Genomic DNA, 17,647 nt, shown 5'->3' with positions numbered 1-17,647 from the left:
GGAGGGTTTATTAATGGCACAAGAATATGATTTAGTCATTCTTGGCGGAGGTACTGGTGGTTATGTAGCTGCTATTCGTGCTTCTCAACTTGGTCTTAAAACAGCGTTAGTAGAAAAAGGAAATCTTGGCGGTACTTGCCTTCATAAAGGTTGTATCCCAAGTAAAGCATTGCTAAGAAGTGCGGAAGTTTTTGCGACTGCTAAGAATAGTGATGAGTTCGGTATTTCTACTGGCGAAGTATCAGTAAACTTTGCAAAAGTGCAAGAGAGAAAAGGCAAAATTGTTGATCAATTGCATAAAGGTGTTCAACACCTTATGAAGCAAGGAAAAATTGATGTATACGACGGTTTCGGACGTATTTTAGGACCATCCATCTTCTCTCCAACAGCAGGAACAATTTCTGTTGAAATGAATAATGGTGATGAGAATGAAATGCTTGTACCTAAAAATGTTATTGTGGCAACAGGTTCTCGTCCAAGAACATTACCTGGTTTAGAAGTTGGCGGAAATGTAATGACTTCTGATGAAGCATTATCGATGGAGGAAATTCCTAAGTCAATTATTATCGTTGGTGGCGGTGTAATCGGTATCGAGTGGGCTTCTATGCTTGCTGATTTCGGTGCAGAAGTAACTGTACTAGAATTTGCTGACCGTATTATCCCTACTGAAGATAAGGATGTAAGTAAGGAAATGCAACGTCTACTGAAAAAACGTGGCGTAAATATCGTTACTAAAGCGAAAGTACTTCCTGAAACATTGAAACAAGATGGCGGTGTAACGGTTTCTGCTGAAGTAAAAGGCGAAACAAAAGAATTCACAGCTGAAAAGCTTCTTGTATCTGTAGGTCGTCAAGCAAATACTGAAGGTATTGGTCTTGAAAATACTGATATTCAAGTAGAAAAAGGAAGCATCGTTGTGAACGAGCATTACCAAACAAAAGAGTCTCATATTTATGCAATTGGTGATGTAATTGGTGGACTTCAACTTGCACATGTTGCTTCACATGAAGGTATTCATGCAGTAGAACATATCGCAGACCAAAATCCAGAGCCAATGGATTATGATCTTATTTCTAAATGTATCTATTCTTCACCAGAAGCTGCAAGTGTAGGTATCACAGAAGATCAAGCGAAGGAACAAGGCTATAAAGTGAAAGTCGGTAAATTCATGTTCCGTGCGATTGGTAAAGCGCTTGTATTCGGTGAGTCTGACGGCTTTGTTAAAATTATTGCTGACGAAGAGACAAATGACATCTTAGGTGTACACATGATTGGACCACATGTGACAGATATGATTTCTGAAGCAGGTCTTGCAAAAGTATTAGATGCTACACCTTGGGAAGTAGCACATACGATTCACCCTCACCCAACTTTATCTGAAGCAATCGGAGAAGCTGCATTAGCAGTAGACGGAAAAGCAATTCACGGATAAGCGTTAGGATTTATTAAAGTGGACTTCTAGATTTTGTTGGAAATCTAGAAGCCTCACTTCATTAAGTGGAGAATATAAGAGCGTTCCACGTTCTTCTATATATATTTAGGAGGTTTTGAAATGGGTAAAACTAAAAATCGTCATAAAGCTTTAGGTTTAAGTGATGAGCAAGTATTAGAAATGTATGAAACCATGCTTTTAGCACGCCGTATTGACGAGCGTATGTGGCTTTTAAACCGTGCAGGTAAAATTCCTTTCGTTATTTCATGTCAAGGACAAGAGGCTGCGCAAGTAGGTGCATCTTTTGCATTAGACAGAGAGAAAGATTATGCCCTTCCATATTATCGTGACATGGGTGTTGTTCTTGCATTCGGTATGACTGCGAAAGAATTAATGTTATCAGCATTCGCTAAAGCGGAAGATCCAAACTCAGGTGGCCGTCAAATGCCAGGTCACTTTGGGCAAAAGAAAAACCGTATCGTAACAGGTTCTTCTCCAGTTACAACACAAGTTCCTCACGCAGTAGGTATTGCACTTGCTGGGAAAATGGAAAATAAAGATCTTTGTACATTTGTTACTTTCGGTGAAGGTTCTTCTAACCAAGGAGATTTCCACGAAGGAGCAAACTTTGCAGGTGTTCATAAATTACCAGTTATTTTCATGTGTGAAAATAATAAGTATGCGATCTCTGTACCAATTGAAAAACAATTGGCATGTGAGAAAGTATCAGATCGTGCAATCGGTTACGGTATGCCTGGTGTAACTGTAGATGGTAACGATCCATTAGCAGTGTACCAAGCAGTTAAAGAAGCAGCTGATCGTGGACGTAAAGGTGAAGGTCCTACATTAGTTGAAACAGTTTCTTATCGTTTAACTCCACACTCTTCTGATGATGATGATCGCAGCTACCGTGATCGTGAAGAAGTAGACGCAGCGAAAGAAAAAGATTCGATTATTACTTTTGCAGCCTACTTAAAAGAAATTGGTCTTTTCGATGATGAAAAAGAAAAAGAAATGAACGATCGTATTATGAAAATCGTGAATGAAGCAACTGATTATGCTGAAAATGCACCATATGCAGATGCAGAAGATGCATTGAAATATGTGTACGCAGAATAAGTAGGGGGGAATAACACATGGCAGTAATGTCTTATATTGACGCGATCACTTTAGCGATGCGCGAAGAAATGGAAAGAGACCCAAAAGTATTTGTACTAGGAGAAGACGTTGGTCGTAAAGGTGGAGTTTTCAGAGCGACAAACGGCTTATATGAAAAATTTGGTGAAGACCGTGTGCTAGATACACCACTTGCAGAATCTGCAATCGCTGGTGTTGGTGTTGGTGCGGCAATGTACGGTATGCGTCCTATCGCAGAAATGCAATTTGCTGATTTCATCATGCCTGCTGTCAACCAAATTATTTCAGAAGCAGCAAAAGTTCGTTACCGTTCAAATAACGACTGGAGTGCTCCAATGGTTATTCGTGCACCATATGGTGGCGGTGTCCATGGTGCCCTTTATCACTCGCAATCAGTAGAAGCTGTATTTGCAAACCAACCAGGTTTAAAAATTGTTATGCCTTCTACACCATACGACGCAAAAGGACTTTTAAAAGCAGCGATTCGTGATGACGATCCTGTTATGTTCTTCGAGCATAAGCGTGCTTACCGTTTAATTAAAGGTGAAGTACCTGAAGATGATTATGTACTTCCAATTGGTAAAGCTGACGTTAAACGTGAAGGTGAAGATATTACAATCATCACTTACGGATTATGCGTACACTTTGCTCTTCAAGCAGCAGAAAAACTAGCGAAAGATGGTATCTCTGCTCATATTTTAGACTTACGTACGGTTTATCCATTAGATAAAGAAGCGATTATCGAAGCAGCTTCTAAAACGGGTAAAGTCCTTCTTCTTACAGAAGATACAAAAGAAGGAAGCATTATGGGTGAAGTAGGATCGATTATTGCTGAGAACTGCCTATTTGACTTAGATGCACCAATTATGCGCCTTGCAGGTCCAGATGTACCAGCAATGCCATATGCACCAACAATGGAGAAATTCTTCATGGTTAACCCGGATAAAGTAGAAAAAGCAATGAGAGAATTAGCTGAATATTAATCAAAAGTGGCAATGAGAGCGGAAATCCGACTCTTTTTGCCACATTCCAAATAGATGTTGATAAGTAATAAGGAGGTCACTTTAATAATGGCTATCGAACAAATAAAAATGCCTCAATTAGGTGAAAGTGTAACAGAAGGTACAATTAGTAAATGGTTAGTATCTGTTGGAGATAAAGTAAATAAGTACGATCCACTTGCAGAAGTAATGACTGATAAAGTAAATGCTGAGGTTCCTTCATCTTTTGATGGAGTAATTAAAGAGCTAATTGCCGAAGAAGACGGCACATATGAAGTAGGAGAAGTCATTTTAACAATTGAAACTGAAGGTGGCGGAAGCAGCGAGCCTCAAGCTTCTGAAGAAACTTCTGCACCAGCAAAAGAAGAAGCGCCAAAATCAGAAAGCAAATCAGTCGCTTCTACACCTGCAGCAGATGCACCTAAAGGTGGACGTTATTCTCCAGCTGTACTTAAGCTTTCTCAAGAGCATGGCATTGACCTTAGCCAAGTAGCTGGTACTGGAGCAGGCGGAAGAATCACACGTAAAGATTTAAACAAAATTATTGAGTCTGGTAATATTCCAACTGCTGATAATGCACCAAAAGCAGAAGCACCAGCAAAAGCAGAAGCACCTAAGCAAGAAGCACCAAAAGCGGCAGCTTCTAAACCAGCAAAAGCAGCAGGCACAAATGTACCAGTTGTACCAGGAGATGAAGAAATTCCTGTGACTGGTGTACGTAAAGCAATTGCAGCTAACATGCTTAAGAGCAAACATGAGGCTCCTCATGGTTGGACAATGATGGAAGTAGACGTAACAAATCTTGTTGAGTATCGTAACTCAATTAAAGGTGAGTTCAAGAAGAAAGAAGGCTTCAACCTTACATTCTTTGCTTTCTTCGTAAAAGCAGTTGCGCAAGCACTTAAAGAATATCCACAAATCAACTCTATGTGGGCTGGCGACAAAATTGTACGTAAAAAAGACATCAACTTGAATATTGCAGTAGCAACTCAAGACGCTCTTTATACACCAGTTATCAAAAATGCTGATGAAAAAACAATCAAAGGTATTGCGCGTGAAATCGGTGAGTTAGCTGGTAAAGTACGTGCTGGTAAATTAACAGGTGCTGATATGTCTGGTGGTACATTCACTGTAAATAACACTGGTTCATTCGGTTCTGTTCAATCAATGGGCATCATCAACCACCCTCAAGCAGCGATTCTTCAAGTAGAATCTATTGTGAAGCGTCCAGTTGTTATGGACAACGGTATGATTGCTGTTCGTGACATGGTTAACCTTTGTATGTCACTTGACCACCGTGTACTAGACGGATTAGTATGTGGTCAATTCATGCAACGTGTAAGAGAAATTCTTGAAAATACTTCTAAAGAAAATACATCTGTATACTAAGAAGTGATCGTAAAAAAAGAGAGGCGAATGGCCTCTCTTTTTTCTATGAAAATAAATATCAAGTTTCAAGAAACACAATAAATTACCCCATAAATAAAGTATTTCTAGATGATAAATTGATGGAATTCTACAAAAGATTGCAGCTTTTTCCTATCTATACTACAATAAAATTAAGATTTATTAGAATTTTATTAATGTTTTGATCGCTATGATGAGGGGAGGTCCTGTCTTTTTAGACAGATATTTTATGAATTTAAATAAAATGAAAAATGAGACATTTACAAAGCCGACTTTACGCGATTGGCAGGAGAAAGCAGAGGAATCATTAAAGGGTGGGTCCATCGATCGTTTATCAACAGTCACTTATGAAGGGATTAAATTGAAACCGCTTTATTCACGAGAAGATTTACCATCACCTATCCAAAATCCACTTCCAGGAAGTTCAGACTTTCGTCGAGGATATACCTCTTCAGGATATCTTGAAGAACCATGGAACGTCTCGCAGCGGCTTTCTTCTACATCGGCAAAAGAAATGAAAAGACAATTATTAGAAGAATTAAATAAAGGACAATCAGCCATTTCATTTAACCCTGATCTTTACAAGCTTTCAGAAGTAGCAGAGATTGTTGAAGGCTTAGAAGAATATCCATTTTGTTTAATGACGGAAAATTCTTTACTCGATTTATACAAGACGATTGGTCAGCAAAATTCGAAAGGGTTTATTGGGAAAGATCCGTTAGCCAGTTTAATGAATAATAGTAAAGGTTACGATAATGATTGGTTGGAAGCAATTGTACATGCGAAAAATTCCTCACCTAAGCTAAAAACCATTTTAATTCATACGACCATATATCATGAACTAGGTGCAAATGCTATTCAAGAACTGGCCATTGCCATTGCTTCTGCTGTTTCTCATATTGAGCGCTTGCTCAGCGAAGACTTCTCTATAGAAGAAATAGTAGATAAGGTCGTATTTCATTTTTCCATTGGCGCTCAGTTTTTTACGGAAATCAGTAAATTAAGAGCGGCAAAAATCCTATGGTCTAAAGTTTTAGAAGCATACGGACTAAATGAGAAGCTAATGAACATGACCATTTCTGCTCAAACTTCACCATTTACAAAAACATTGTACGACCCCTATGTCAATCTTTTACGGGCAGGGAATGAGGCCTTTGCAGCCATACTAGGTGGGATCAATTATTTACACGTGTCACCATTTGATGAACCTAGTGAAGCCTCCTCTTTTACTGCGAATCGAATTGCTCGAAATACCCAATTGATTTTAAGGGAAGAAGCGCATCTAAATAAAGTCATTGATCCGGCAGGAGGGTCTTATTATATTGAATCAATCACGAATCAAATTGCTGAAAGAGCTTGGGATTTATTTTTAGCAATAGAAGATCAAGGTGGTATGGAAGTTGCCATAGAGACAGGTTGGATTCAAGAACAGATTACGCAAGTGCAAAAAAAGCGGTTAGCTGATATTTATACGCGAAAGCAAAGTATTGTTGGCACGAACAAATATGCGAATTTAGATGAATCACCGCTGCAGAATGCAGTGACCCTAGGCAACCGTTTATCCATTCCATATGAAAAGCTGCGCTATCAAGTAGAAATGATGAAGGCGAGTAGCGTTGATATTCAGGTGGGCTTATTATGTCTTGGAGATTTAAAAAAGCATAAGCCGCGTATGGATTTTGTAACCGGCTTTTTAGCTCCAGGTGGTATTCGTTCTCATTTTATACCAATTATGCATACAGAGAACCTAAAGGAACAAATAGAAAATAATCCTTTATCTCATTACGTGATTTGTGGTGCAAACGATCAATATGATGATGATCTTTTAACTGCTGTGAAGTTAGTAATGACAGAGAAACAAAGCATATTTAAACTATATTTGGCTGGTCATCCTACAGTAGAGGAACAAAAATGTTGGAAAGAGGCGGGCATCACCGAGTTTCTCCATATGAAAAGTGATTGCTACCATATACTAAGCACCATTGTGGAAGATTGGGAGGGTGAAGTGAAATGACCAAACCTGATTTTACGAAAGTGAAATTATTTGATGAGGGTGACAAAGCGCAACATCCTGATAAAATCCATCATGATGTGTTTGAAACAAATGAAAGTATAAATATTAAATCAATTTATTCCCATAATGATCTAACGTCGATGGAACATCTTGATGATATGCCAGGAATCGCACCTTACACACGAGGTCCATATCCAACGATGTATGTTAATCGACCTTGGACTGTTAGGCAATATGCTGGGTTTTCAACAGCGGAAGAAAGTAATGCGTTCTATCGTCGTAATTTAGCGATGGGGCAAAAAGGACTTTCAGTCGCTTTCGATCTTGCTACACATCGTGGCTATGATTCCGATCATCCGCGAGTGGTTGGCGATGTCGGAAAAGCAGGCGTAGCCATTGATAGTATTTTAGATATGAAAATATTGTTTGATGGCATTCCTTTAGACCAAATGTCAGTCTCCATGACAATGAATGGAGCAGTTTTACCGATTATGGCGTTCTATATTGTCACGGCTGAAGAGCAGGGAGTGAGCCAGGAAAAGCTTGCGGGGACGATTCAAAACGATATCCTTAAAGAGTATATGGTGAGAAACACCTATATTTACCCACCCGATATGTCAATGAAAATCATTGCAGACATATTTGAGTATACGTCACATTATATGCCTAAATTTAATAGTATCAGTATATCTGGTTATCACATGCAAGAAGCAGGTGCGCCGGCAGATATAGAATTAGCATACACGCTCGCAGATGGACTTGAATATGTGCGTACAGGGATGAAAGCAGGGATTGATATCGATTCTTTTGCTCCTAGATTGTCCTTTTTTTGGGCAATTGGGATGAACTATTTTATGGAAGTGGCAAAGATGAGAGCGGCTAGACTTATATGGGCAAAGATGATGAAAAACTTTGCACCAAAAAATCCGAAATCGATGGCGTTAAGAACACACTCGCAAACTTCCGGTTGGAGTTTAACAGAACAAGATCCATACAATAATGTAACAAGAACTTTGATAGAAGCGCATGCAGCAGCGATGGGACATACACAGTCACTACACACAAATGCACTAGATGAAGCGATTGCCTTACCAACCGATTTCTCAGCAAGGATTGCGCGCAATACACAGTTATTTTTACAAGAGGAAACAGGCATAACCAATGTAATCGATCCTTGGGGCGGTTCTTATTATGTAGAAAGTCTAACAAATGAGTTGGTAGAGAAAGCTTGGGCGCATATTGAGGAAATTGAAGAACTTGGCGGAATGGCTAAAGCGATTGAAACAGGATTACCAAAAATGAGGATTGAGGAGGCGGCTGCAAGAAGGCAAGCACAGATAGATTCGAATAAAGAAACAATCATTGGTGTAAATAAATACCGGCTTGAGCAGGAGGAGCCTCTAGATATTCTAAATATTGATAATACTGCAGTGCGGTTAAAGCAAATAGAACGCTTAGAGCATTTAAGAGCGACAAGAGATGAAGATAAGGTGAAAGAAGCGCTTGCAGCTATTACGAGAGCAGCTGAGACAGGTGAAGGGAATCTTTTAGCTTTATCCGTTCAGGCGGCACGAGTGCGGGCATCTTTAGGAGAAATTTCTGATAGTATTGAATTGGTAGCTAAACGACATAAAGCGATGATTCGCTCTATTAGTGGTGTATATAGCTCCCATTTTTCTAATGAAGAGGAAATTAATGAAGTAAAGGCAATGGCTGATGAATTTTTAGAAAATGAGGGGAGAAGACCTCGTATTTTAATTGCTAAAATGGGACAGGATGGACATGATAGAGGAGCGAAAGTCATTTCTACAGCCTTTGCAGATTTAGGTTTTGATGTGGACATTGGACCACTTTTTCAAACGCCAGAGGAAACAGCGATTCAAGCAGTCGAAAATGACGTGCATGTGGTTGGGTTTAGTTCTCTTGCTGCTGGTCATAAAACATTGTTACCACAATTAGTGGCTGAGTTAAAAAAGCTAGGGCGTGAAGATATTTTAGTTGTCGTAGGAGGCGTAATTCCACCGCAAGATTATGAGTATTTGCTTGCTAATGGTGCATCAGCTATCTTTGGACCAGGAACAGTGATTCCAGTGGCTGCGCAAAAGGTAATAAGAGAGATTTATCATCGTTTAGGCTATGAGGAAGTGACGAATTAATATGGACACATATAAGAAGCGTGGAAGGCCGTCTAATGAAGCTTTTACAGATTCTGTTCAGGCTGGTGACTTCTCATCCAGTTTTTCGTCTCTGACAAGAGGAAGTAACTTTAAAAAGAAAAAAGAAACCTCTCCACCCATTGATGAACTGGAAAAAGGCTTATTAGAAGGTAACCGAAGTGCACTTGCTCGTGCCATTACTTTAATAGAGAGTAATGCTGAGCATCATTTTCAAGGAGCTCAAGAGTTATTGCATAGAGTTTTACCACATGCGAATCAATCTATTCGTATTGGCATTACTGGGGTGCCTGGTGCAGGGAAAAGTACTTTTATAGAATCTTTTGGTTCGTATTTATGTAATGAGTTAGGGGCAAAAGTAGCTGTTTTGGCTGTTGATCCTAGTTCAAAATTAAGTGGTGGTAGTATTCTTGGTGATAAAACGAGAATGGAGCAACTCGCCAGAAATCCTCTCGCATTTATCCGTCCATCACCAACATCAGGAAAACTAGGTGGTGTCCATCGCAAAACAAGAGAAACGATGATCTTATGTGAAGCGGCTGGTTTTGATGTCATCTTAGTGGAAACGGTCGGTGTTGGTCAAAGCGAAGTGATTGTACGTGATATGGTTGATTTCTTCATGCTCCTTGTTTTAACTGGAGCTGGTGACGAACTGCAAGGAATGAAAAAAGGAATTATGGAGTTAGCAGACACGATTATCGTTAATAAAGCAGATGGGGAAAATAAACATGCAGCCAAAAAAACGAAAGCTGAATATGAAAAGATTCTTCATTTCCTTCAACCTGCAACGAAAGGATGGCCATCTAGGGCTTATGTTTGTTCTTCCCTTTATGAAGAAGGTATAAAAGAAGTGTGGGAAGTGATTCAACAATTTATTGCCAATACACAAACTTCTGGTGTCTTCGAGCAGAGAAGAAGAGAACAAGCGAAAGAATGGATTTATTCCATGATCACAGATCAACTTCATTATCGTTTTTTTGGTTCACCTGTCGTGAAAGAAATGCTGCCTAAAATTGAAAATGATGTGATTGCAGGTAACCGAACCGTAACAGCGGTTGTCGAGGAACTTTTTAGGCGGTATACAAGAGAATAAAAAAAGCTGCCCCTTCACCGTGATAGGGGCAGTTCTAGTATATATAAGCCTGCTTTACTAGCAGGAACACCCAGGGGGAGGGTTATATATTGTATGTTACCCCAAAGTTTTTCTTTTAAAACTAAAAGATAAAAGTTTCTATACTGTTAAAAAACTCACGACCTTGGTATGATATAATTATACGTAAACGAATAAAACGTATAAGGACACTTTGATCCTAATTATTCTTTAGGGGGAATGAAATCATGAGTATGGATTTTAATTTGTTTATGAATGATGTTGTGCAACAAGCTCGTAAAGAAATCGTTCATGCAGGATATACAGAGTTAAGAACAGCAGACGATGTGAAACAAGCATTAGATAAAAAAGGAACAACGCTCGTAATGGTTAACTCTGTTTGTGGGTGTGCAGGGGGAATTGCTCGTCCTGCTGCAGCACACTCTATTCATTATGATAAGCGCCCTGATCATTTAGTAACAGTATTTGCTGGTCAGGATAAAGAAGCAACTGCTGAAGCACGTTCATATTTCACAGGTTTTCCACCATCTTCACCTTCCTTTGCTTTGTTAAAAGATGGAGAAATTATTACGATGGTTGAACGCCATGATATTGAGGGACACGATCCAATGGCAGTTGTTCAAAAGCTTCAAGCATCATTCGAAGAACATTGTGAAGAAGTATAATATCATTATTTTATCATGGAAAGAATAGCCGTTCCGTACGGTTATTCTTTTTTTTGCATTTAACACTTCTACCATTTTTTAATAGAGAATTGAAAACTAGTAAACTTTTTCTTTCCATATACAATTCCTTCCTTTATAATACTGAAAATTAGTTAGAAAAATCAAAAAAATATTATAAAAATATAATTATGCAAATATATCATTGCATATTCATGCGAATGTGTTAAAATACATCTAGATGAATAAATATTAATTGATTAAAAACGAAATTTATTTTCATACTATATAATTTTTAGGAGGAAAGATTGTGAAGAAACAATGGATACTTTTAAGTGCGTTATTGGTATTAATTGCAGGATTTTTAGCTGCATGTGGATCAAGTGAAGAAGCGGGTGGCGATAACGATAAAAAAACATTAGTAATGGGTACGTCAGCCGATTATCCACCATTTGAATATATCGATACAGCACAAGGAGAGGAAATTATTGGGATTGATGCTGATATCGCAAAAGCAGTGACTGAAAAGCTAGGATACAATTTAGAAATTAAAGATATGGATTTTGGTGGACTGATTCAAGCACTTAACTCCGAACAAGTTGATTTTGTTGCATCAGCCATGTCTGCAACGGATGAAAGAAAAGAGAATGTTGACTTTACTGAAATCTACTATACTTCTAAACATATGATTATCTCTAAAGAAGGTAGCGGTATTGAAACAGCTGAAGATTTAGAAGGAAAAACAGTTGGTGTACAATTAGGTTCTATTCAAGAGACAAAAGCAAATGATTTAGCTGAAGGGATAGATATGAAGGTTGAAAGCCGTAATCGTATTCCTGAGATCATTCAAGAGATTAAAGCAGGTCGCTTTGAAGCAGCCATTATTGAAGATACAGTTGCACAAGGCTTTCTTGAAAAAGAGAAAGATTTAGCTGGTGTAACGATTGAGGATGCTGACGGCGGCTATGCGATTGCTTTACCAAAAGGTAGTGAGCTAACAGAAGAATTTAATAAAGCCTTACAAGAAATGATTGATAACGGGGAAATCGAGGACATTATCACAAAGTGGTTCTCTGAGCAGTAAACCCAAATCAACGTTCAGAAGGGAAAAAACCTTCTGGGCGTTTTTTCCCTTCAATGGGTGGATCAAATGAATTTCAAATATTAATTACTGAGAGGAATGGCAATATATGAATTTAGATTTTACCTCTGTCCTCCCTTCTCTACCTTTCATTTTACAAGGGCTCGGTGTCACACTACAGATTGTTTGTTTAGCGGGTATTTTAGGGTTTTTATTAGGAATTATCCTTTCTTTATGTAAGATTAGTAAAATTAAGCTATTAAATTGGTTAGCGAATGCTTATACTTCCGTTTTTAGAGGTACGCCATTAATTTTACAATTGATGATTATTTATTTTGGCTCACCACAAGTACTAGGCTTTCAAATAGAGGGTGTAACAGCAGCCATTATCGGATTTGCATTGAACTCGGCCGCTTATATTTCTGAGATTATTCGAGCAGGCATACAAGCAATTGATAAAGGACAGCAAGAAGCGGCAATGGCTTTAGGCGTTCCGTATCGTCCGACAATGGTAAATATTATTCTCCCACAAGCAATGAAGAATATTTTACCTGCGCTTATGAATGAATTCATTACATTAACGAAAGAATCTGCCCTTGTGACGACAATTGGGGTAATGGATGTGATGAGACGAGCGTATCAAGTAGGAGCGAATCAGTATCAATTTATGGAACCACTCCTTCTTGCCGGAATTATTTACTATATCTTAGTAACGATACTCACATTCTTAGGCAAACTAGTTGAAGGGCGGTTGAGATCCAGTGATTAAAGTGGAAAAATTGCATAAATCCTTCGGGAAGAATGAAGTGCTAAAAGGTATTTCAACACAGATAAATAATGGTGAAGTTGTTGCTATTATTGGTCCATCCGGTTCAGGTAAATCCACTTTTTTGCGTTGTATTAATAAATTGGAAGAGCCAACAAACGGGAAGATATGGATTAAAGATGCGGATATTACCGATCGACAAACAGATATATTAAAAGTCCGACAAAATGTAGGGATGGTGTTTCAGCATTTCCACTTATTCCCTCATATGACCGTGTTGGAGAATTTAACTTATGCACCATTAAAGGTAAAAAAAATAACAAAATCAGAAGCGGAAAATAACGCTATGAAATTACTAGAAAAAGTCGGATTAGCTATAAAAGCACAGGAATATCCTAACAAATTATCAGGGGGTCAAAAGCAGCGGGTAGCGATTGCTCGCGCACTTGCGATGAATCCAGAAATTATGCTATTTGATGAACCAACCTCAGCACTTGATCCTGAAATGGTAAAAGAAGTGTTAGATGTAATGAAAACACTCGCACATTCAGGTATGACAATGGCTATTGTTACCCATGAAATGGGGTTTGCGCGTGAGGTGGCGGATCGAGTATTATTTCTAGATGGTGGCGTGCTAGTAGAAGATGCCCCGCCTAACGAATTCTTTTCCAACCCTAAGTCTTCGCGTGCGCAAGATTTCTTACAAAAAGTATTATAAAAGCGGAAAAAGATGGTCAAACTGATCATCTTTTTTTCATTATTGAAAAGTGAATATTGTATAATAATAAAACATAGCATTATATGAGGGATGAGAGGACAATCTCTGTTAAATGAATGGTTGATATGTTATAATCATATATTTTGTAGGGAATGGTTATGAAGGATGTTGAATGATACATTTCGCTTTAGAATACGAGACTGATTCGTTCTTAATGCACTAGCATGATGAACATACGAGGAGTAATAAGATGAAATTTAGAATAGGCTATAGAACAGTGAAAACGGCAGTCGGAGCAACTCTTGCTATTATGATTGCGCAAATGCTTGGTTTGGAGAATTATGTCTCCGCCGGTATTTTAACAATTTTATGTGTGAAGGTGACAAAAAAAGATTCCTTGCGTGCTTCATGGGATCGGATATTCGCGTGTTTCATTGCTATATTTGTTGCGTCTCTACTCTTTGAAATACTTGCCTATCATCCATTAGTTATTGGTATCGTCTTACTTGTGTTTATTCCATTAGCGGTGATGTTCAAAGCTAGCGATGGAATTGTTACAAGTTCCGTTATTATTCTACATATTTATTCAGCTGAACAAGTGACAGTGGGACTTATTTTAAATGAGGTAGGAATTATTATCATTGGGGTTGGAATTGCATTATTAGCCAATTTATACATGCCTAGCCTTGACGTGAAATTAAAGGAATATCAAGTAGAAATTGAACAAAATTTCAAACTGATTTTTGATGAGATTGTCATATATTTAAGAACAAATGAAAGTACTTGGGATGGTAAGGAAATCACGGAGACGTATCAATTAATTGAAGAAGCAAAAGCATTAGCATTCAGAGAAGTGGAAAATCATGTATTAAGGAACGAGAGTCTCTATTATAGTTATTTCAAAATGAGAGAGAAACAATTTGAAATCATTGAGCATGTTTTGCCAGTGGTGACAGCGATAGATGAAAATGTTGAGCAAGCAGAGATGATAGCTGATTTTATAGAGGATTTATCCGAACATATTCATCCAGGAAACACGGCCAGTCTCTTCATCGATAAGTTACAACAAATGCGGGCCCAATTCGCTGAAATGCCATTACCACAAACAAGAGAAGAATTTGAAGCACGCGCGGATTTACTTTATTTTATTAAAGAAATGGAAGAATATCTCTTTATCAAAAGTCAATTTGCGGGGTTAAAAGGAAGCAAGAGTTTGTATCAAAATACAGCCACTGGAGAACAATAAAGGGAAAAAGGATGTGATTCTATTGCTAAATGTGATGAGTCATCTTTTTCTAGTGTTAATGATTTCTCCACTTTGGCCCATTGGCCCAAACCCGTTACCGGGAGATCCTTTCGTGATTGTAAATAAGCGCACAAATGAGCTAACTTTTATTGATAATAGGGAGGTTCAACAGGTTGTTCATGTTGCTACAGGAAAGACTGATAGCTTAACACCAGAGGGTATGTTTACAATTATAGTAAAAGCGGAAAATCCTTATTATCGAAAAAAAGACATTCCAGGAGGAAAGAAAAATAATCCGTTAGGCACACGCTGGATGGGGTTTGATGCGAAGGAGACAGATGGCAGAATTTATGGCATTCACGGCACCAATGACCCAGAGTCGATAGGTCACTATGTCTCTAATGGTTGTATTCGTCTGAAGAATGACCATGTTGAAGCTTTATTTGAGAGAATTCCTATTGGAACGAAAATATTAATTGTTTCAACTGATGAAACCACAGAACAATTAGCGAAAAAATATGGCGCGTTATAAAAGGACGGCTCAACATTCGGAATTTCCGAGTGCTGAGCCGTCCTTTTTCTTGTTAAGCTTCAAGTAGTTCCATGCTTTTTTAATTTTATATTAGAAGAACATCGTTAGACCCATTAGAAGTGTTGATGCAAGCATAACGAAAATCATCAAATAGACTATGATCTTCATTGTTTTTTTCGGCAATTTCTTTCACCCTCTCCCTTGAGTGGTATTCCTCTTTATTTTACTAGGATTTTCTCATTTGAACAACATAGAGTTTTTTTCTCGTATATTCGACATATTCGTGGAAAATTATTATAATTATATATAGTTAGAAAATAATGATATTTTTAAATAGATAGAATAGGGGGGATTTCGTTGATCAAAAAAATTGATCATATTGGTATCGCTGTTCGATCATTAGCGCAATCATTACCTTTTTATACGGAAACATTGCAATTACCTTTGTTAGGAATTGAAGAAGTGAAGAGTGAAGGCATTAAAGTAGCCTTTATTCAAATTGGGGAGACGAAACTTGAGTTATTAGAGCCGCAAACAGATGAAAGCGCTGTAGCGAAGTTTATCGCTAAAAGGGGAGAAGGTCTTCATCATGTGGCATTTGGCGTCCATTCTATTCAAGAGAGAATCGAAGAAATGAAAACAAAAGGCATTCAAATGATTCAAGATCAGCCAAAATTGGGTGCAGGTGGAGCGAGTGTAGCCTTCATGCATCCTAAATCAACTGGCAGTGTTTTATATGAATTATGTGAAAAGAAGGGAATGACAAGCTAATGGCAGACATCTATGAAAAAATTAACGAACTTTATGATCGTAGAAGAGAAGTAGAGCTTGGTGGCGGAGACGAAAGAATTGAAAAACAACATGAAAAAGGAAAACTAACAGCAAGAGAAAGAATTGCTTTATTAGTCGATGATGGTACATTTGTGGAATTAAACCCGTTTATTGAACACCGTAGCAATGATTTTGGTTTAGATAAACAAAAAGGGCCTGGTGATGGGGTTATTACTGGATATGGAAAAGTGAACGGGCGTCCGATCTTTCTTTTCTCACAGGATTTTACCGTTTTTGGTGGTGCACTAGGGGAAATGCATGCAAAAAAAATTGTGAATGTTATGGACTTAGCCGCAGAGAACGGAGCTCCGTTTATTGGCTTAAATGATTCTGGTGGTGCCCGTATACAAGAAGGTGTCGTTTCTTTAGATGGATATGGACAGATTTTTTATAGAAATTCAATTTATTCAGGTGTTATCCCACAAATATCTGTTATTTTAGGTCCGTGTGCAGGTGGGGCTGTTTATTCGCCAGCTATTACTGACTTTGTTTTTATGGTCGAGAATACGAGCCAAATGTTCATTACAGGACCAAAAGTGATTGAGACCGTTACTGGAGAAAAAATTACGGCAGAAGATTTAGGTGGAGCAAACGTACATAATACGATAAGTGGCAATGCTCACTTTAAAGGAAAGACAGAGGAAGAGGTCATTGCGCAAGTTCGGGATTTATTAAGTTATCTCCCGCAAAACAATGAAGAACGCACACCAAGAAAAGCAGATGAATCAACAGATGATTATCGACCAGATTTAACGGATATCATTCCATTTGATGCAATTAGACCTTATGATGTTCGTAAAGTAATTGATCAAGTGGTGGATGCTGATTCTTTCTTAGAGGTGCAACCTGATTTTGCCAAGAATATTGTTGTTGGCTTAGCTAGGATAAAGGGAGAATCAATTGGACTTGTTTGTAATCAACCTAAAGTGATGGCTGGCGGGTTAGATATTGATTCATCTGATAAAGCAGCCCGCTTTATTCGTTTCTGTGACTCATTTAATATCCCATTAGTGACTTTTGAGGACGTAACTGGGTTCTTTCCTGGGATTAAGCAAGAACATGGGGGAATTATTCGTCATGGCGCAAAAATTCTTTATGCCTATTCAGAAGCAACGGTACCTAAGTTAACCGTCATACTGCGAAAAGCGTTCGGAGGGGCTTATGTAGCGCTGAATAGTAAATCTATTGGGGCAGACTTGGTTTTTGCTTGGCCAAACGCTGAGGTGGCTGTCATGGGCCCTCAAGGGGCAGCTAATATTATTTTTGCTAAGGAGATTGCCACGAGTGAAAATCCTGAACAAACGAGAGCGCAAAAAATAGAAGAGTATCGTGAAAAATTTGCCAACCCATATGTCGCAGCCAGTCGGGGTATGGTAGATGATGTCATTGATCCAAGAGAAACAAGAATAAAAATCATCCAGGCGTTAGATATGTTAAAAAATAAAAAGGAAACACGCCCGTTTAAAAAGCATGGGAATATGCCTTTATAGAATAAAACATTCTTTATTTGCTGATAAGTTTCGTTAGGAGTATAC

General features: G+C 38.3%; 16 protein-coding genes. 15 read left to right on the top strand and 1 reads right to left on the bottom strand.

Translation table 11 applies throughout. The features are described from left to right. Positions 1-13 precede the first annotated feature (13 nt). From lpdA to MKX78_RS15760, 13 genes are all read left to right on the top strand, one after another. Complete coding sequence (lpdA, locus tag MKX78_RS15820; protein ID WP_095372646.1) at positions 14-1,432, top strand: dihydrolipoyl dehydrogenase; 1,419 nt, start codon at positions 14-16, stop codon at positions 1,430-1,432. 120 nt (positions 1,433-1,552) lie between these two features. Next, on the top strand, positions 1,553-2,551 hold the full coding sequence (locus tag MKX78_RS15815) for a thiamine pyrophosphate-dependent dehydrogenase E1 component subunit alpha (RefSeq protein WP_095372647.1): 999 nt from the start codon (positions 1,553-1,555) through the stop codon (positions 2,549-2,551). Between the two features lie 17 nt (positions 2,552-2,568). Continuing rightward, positions 2,569-3,552: an alpha-ketoacid dehydrogenase subunit beta gene (locus tag MKX78_RS15810; RefSeq protein WP_095372648.1), complete on the top strand. Its 984-nt coding sequence runs from the start codon at positions 2,569-2,571 to the stop codon at positions 3,550-3,552. An 87-nt stretch (positions 3,553-3,639) separates the two neighbouring features. Then, complete coding sequence (locus MKX78_RS15805; protein ID WP_095372649.1) at positions 3,640-4,959, top strand: dihydrolipoamide acetyltransferase family protein; 1,320 nt, start codon at positions 3,640-3,642, stop codon at positions 4,957-4,959. A 247-nt stretch (positions 4,960-5,206) separates the two neighbouring features. Continuing rightward, positions 5,207-6,991, top strand: coding sequence for a methylmalonyl-CoA mutase subunit beta (locus MKX78_RS15800; RefSeq protein WP_341051568.1), 1,785 nt, complete (start codon positions 5,207-5,209; stop codon positions 6,989-6,991). Then, positions 6,988-9,147: a methylmalonyl-CoA mutase gene (scpA, locus tag MKX78_RS15795; protein ID WP_307312954.1), complete on the top strand. Its 2,160-nt coding sequence runs from the start codon at positions 6,988-6,990 to the stop codon at positions 9,145-9,147. Before MKX78_RS15800 ends, scpA begins: the two co-directional genes overlap by 4 nt. A 1-nt stretch (position 9,148) precedes the next feature. Then, entirely contained in the window at positions 9,149-10,258 is a 1,110-nt protein-coding gene (gene meaB, locus MKX78_RS15790) for a methylmalonyl Co-A mutase-associated GTPase MeaB (RefSeq protein ID WP_095372652.1), read from the top strand. A gap of 245 nt (positions 10,259-10,503) precedes the next feature. Next, positions 10,504-10,941 carry a BrxA/BrxB family bacilliredoxin gene (locus MKX78_RS15785; RefSeq protein WP_307312956.1) on the top strand — a complete coding sequence of 146 codons (438 nt, stop codon included), beginning with the start codon at positions 10,504-10,506 and terminating at the stop codon, positions 10,939-10,941. 307 nt (positions 10,942-11,248) lie between these two features. Next, positions 11,249-12,022 carry a transporter substrate-binding domain-containing protein gene (locus tag MKX78_RS15780; RefSeq protein WP_095372654.1) on the top strand — a complete coding sequence of 258 codons (774 nt, stop codon included), beginning with the start codon at positions 11,249-11,251 and terminating at the stop codon, positions 12,020-12,022. A 106-nt stretch (positions 12,023-12,128) separates the two neighbouring features. Then, the gene (locus MKX78_RS15775) at positions 12,129-12,788 is read left to right on the top strand and encodes an amino acid ABC transporter permease (RefSeq protein ID WP_095372655.1); all 660 of its coding nucleotides are present in this window, start codon (positions 12,129-12,131) and stop codon (positions 12,786-12,788) included. Beyond that, the gene (locus MKX78_RS15770) at positions 12,781-13,503 is read left to right on the top strand and encodes an amino acid ABC transporter ATP-binding protein (RefSeq protein ID WP_095372656.1); all 723 of its coding nucleotides are present in this window, start codon (positions 12,781-12,783) and stop codon (positions 13,501-13,503) included. The genes MKX78_RS15775 and MKX78_RS15770 overlap by 8 nt, the downstream gene beginning before the upstream one ends. A gap of 250 nt (positions 13,504-13,753) precedes the next feature. Beyond that, the gene (locus MKX78_RS15765; protein WP_224936034.1) at positions 13,754-14,749 is read left to right on the top strand and encodes an aromatic acid exporter family protein; all 996 of its coding nucleotides are present in this window, start codon (positions 13,754-13,756) and stop codon (positions 14,747-14,749) included. Positions 14,750-14,783: 34 nt separating this feature from the next. Beyond that, complete coding sequence (locus MKX78_RS15760) at positions 14,784-15,281, top strand: L,D-transpeptidase (protein ID WP_095373650.1); 498 nt, start codon at positions 14,784-14,786, stop codon at positions 15,279-15,281. 90 nt (positions 15,282-15,371) lie between these two features. Here MKX78_RS15760 and prli42 read toward each other — a convergent pair whose 3' ends face one another. Next, positions 15,372-15,449 carry a stressosome-associated protein Prli42 gene (gene prli42, locus MKX78_RS15755; RefSeq protein ID WP_218971988.1) on the bottom strand — a complete coding sequence of 26 codons (78 nt, stop codon included), beginning with the start codon at positions 15,447-15,449 and terminating at the stop codon, positions 15,372-15,374. A 189-nt stretch (positions 15,450-15,638) separates the two neighbouring features. Between prli42 and mce the strand changes: the two genes are divergently transcribed. Together mce and MKX78_RS15745 are read left to right on the top strand one after the other, a co-directional pair. Beyond that, positions 15,639-16,052, top strand: coding sequence for a methylmalonyl-CoA epimerase (gene mce, locus MKX78_RS15750; RefSeq protein WP_328197499.1), 414 nt, complete (start codon positions 15,639-15,641; stop codon positions 16,050-16,052). Then, entirely contained in the window at positions 16,052-17,602 is a 1,551-nt protein-coding gene (locus MKX78_RS15745; RefSeq protein ID WP_307312961.1) for an acyl-CoA carboxylase subunit beta, read from the top strand. The genes mce and MKX78_RS15745 overlap by 1 nt, the downstream gene beginning before the upstream one ends. Positions 17,603-17,647: the final 45 nt, after the last annotated feature.

The sequence above is a fragment of the Cytobacillus sp. FSL R5-0569 genome (genome assembly GCF_038007265.1).
GTDB lineage: Bacteria > Bacillota > Bacilli > Bacillales > Cytobacillaceae > Cytobacillus > Cytobacillus kochii.
This window is presented reverse-complemented; position numbering and strand designations above follow the sequence as displayed.

Bases quoted from the DNA above. Each gene is read 5' to 3' on its own strand.
- MKX78_RS15765 (WP_224936034.1), top strand. From the start codon at position 13,754: ATGAAATTTAGAATAGGCTATAGAACAGTGAAAACGGCAGTCGGAGCA.
- MKX78_RS15815 (WP_095372647.1), top strand. From the start codon at position 1,553: ATGGGTAAAACTAAAAATCGTCATAAAGCTTTAGGTTTAAGTGATGAG.
- MKX78_RS15785 (WP_307312956.1), top strand. From the start codon at position 10,504: ATGAGTATGGATTTTAATTTGTTTATGAATGATGTTGTGCAACAAGCT.
- lpdA (WP_095372646.1), top strand. From the start codon at position 14: ATGGCACAAGAATATGATTTAGTCATTCTTGGCGGAGGTACTGGTGGT.
- MKX78_RS15800 (WP_341051568.1), top strand. From the start codon at position 5,207: ATGAATTTAAATAAAATGAAAAATGAGACATTTACAAAGCCGACTTTA.
- MKX78_RS15775 (WP_095372655.1), top strand. From the start codon at position 12,129: ATGAATTTAGATTTTACCTCTGTCCTCCCTTCTCTACCTTTCATTTTA.
- MKX78_RS15760 (WP_095373650.1), top strand. From the start codon at position 14,784: ATGAGTCATCTTTTTCTAGTGTTAATGATTTCTCCACTTTGGCCCATT.
- prli42 (WP_218971988.1), bottom strand. From the start codon at position 15,449: ATGAAGATCATAGTCTATTTGATGATTTTCGTTATGCTTGCATCAACA.
- MKX78_RS15805 (WP_095372649.1), top strand. From the start codon at position 3,640: ATGGCTATCGAACAAATAAAAATGCCTCAATTAGGTGAAAGTGTAACA.
- MKX78_RS15745 (WP_307312961.1), top strand. From the start codon at position 16,052: ATGGCAGACATCTATGAAAAAATTAACGAACTTTATGATCGTAGAAGA.
- meaB (WP_095372652.1), top strand. From the start codon at position 9,149: ATGGACACATATAAGAAGCGTGGAAGGCCGTCTAATGAAGCTTTTACA.
- MKX78_RS15810 (WP_095372648.1), top strand. From the start codon at position 2,569: ATGGCAGTAATGTCTTATATTGACGCGATCACTTTAGCGATGCGCGAA.
- scpA (WP_307312954.1), top strand. From the start codon at position 6,988: ATGACCAAACCTGATTTTACGAAAGTGAAATTATTTGATGAGGGTGAC.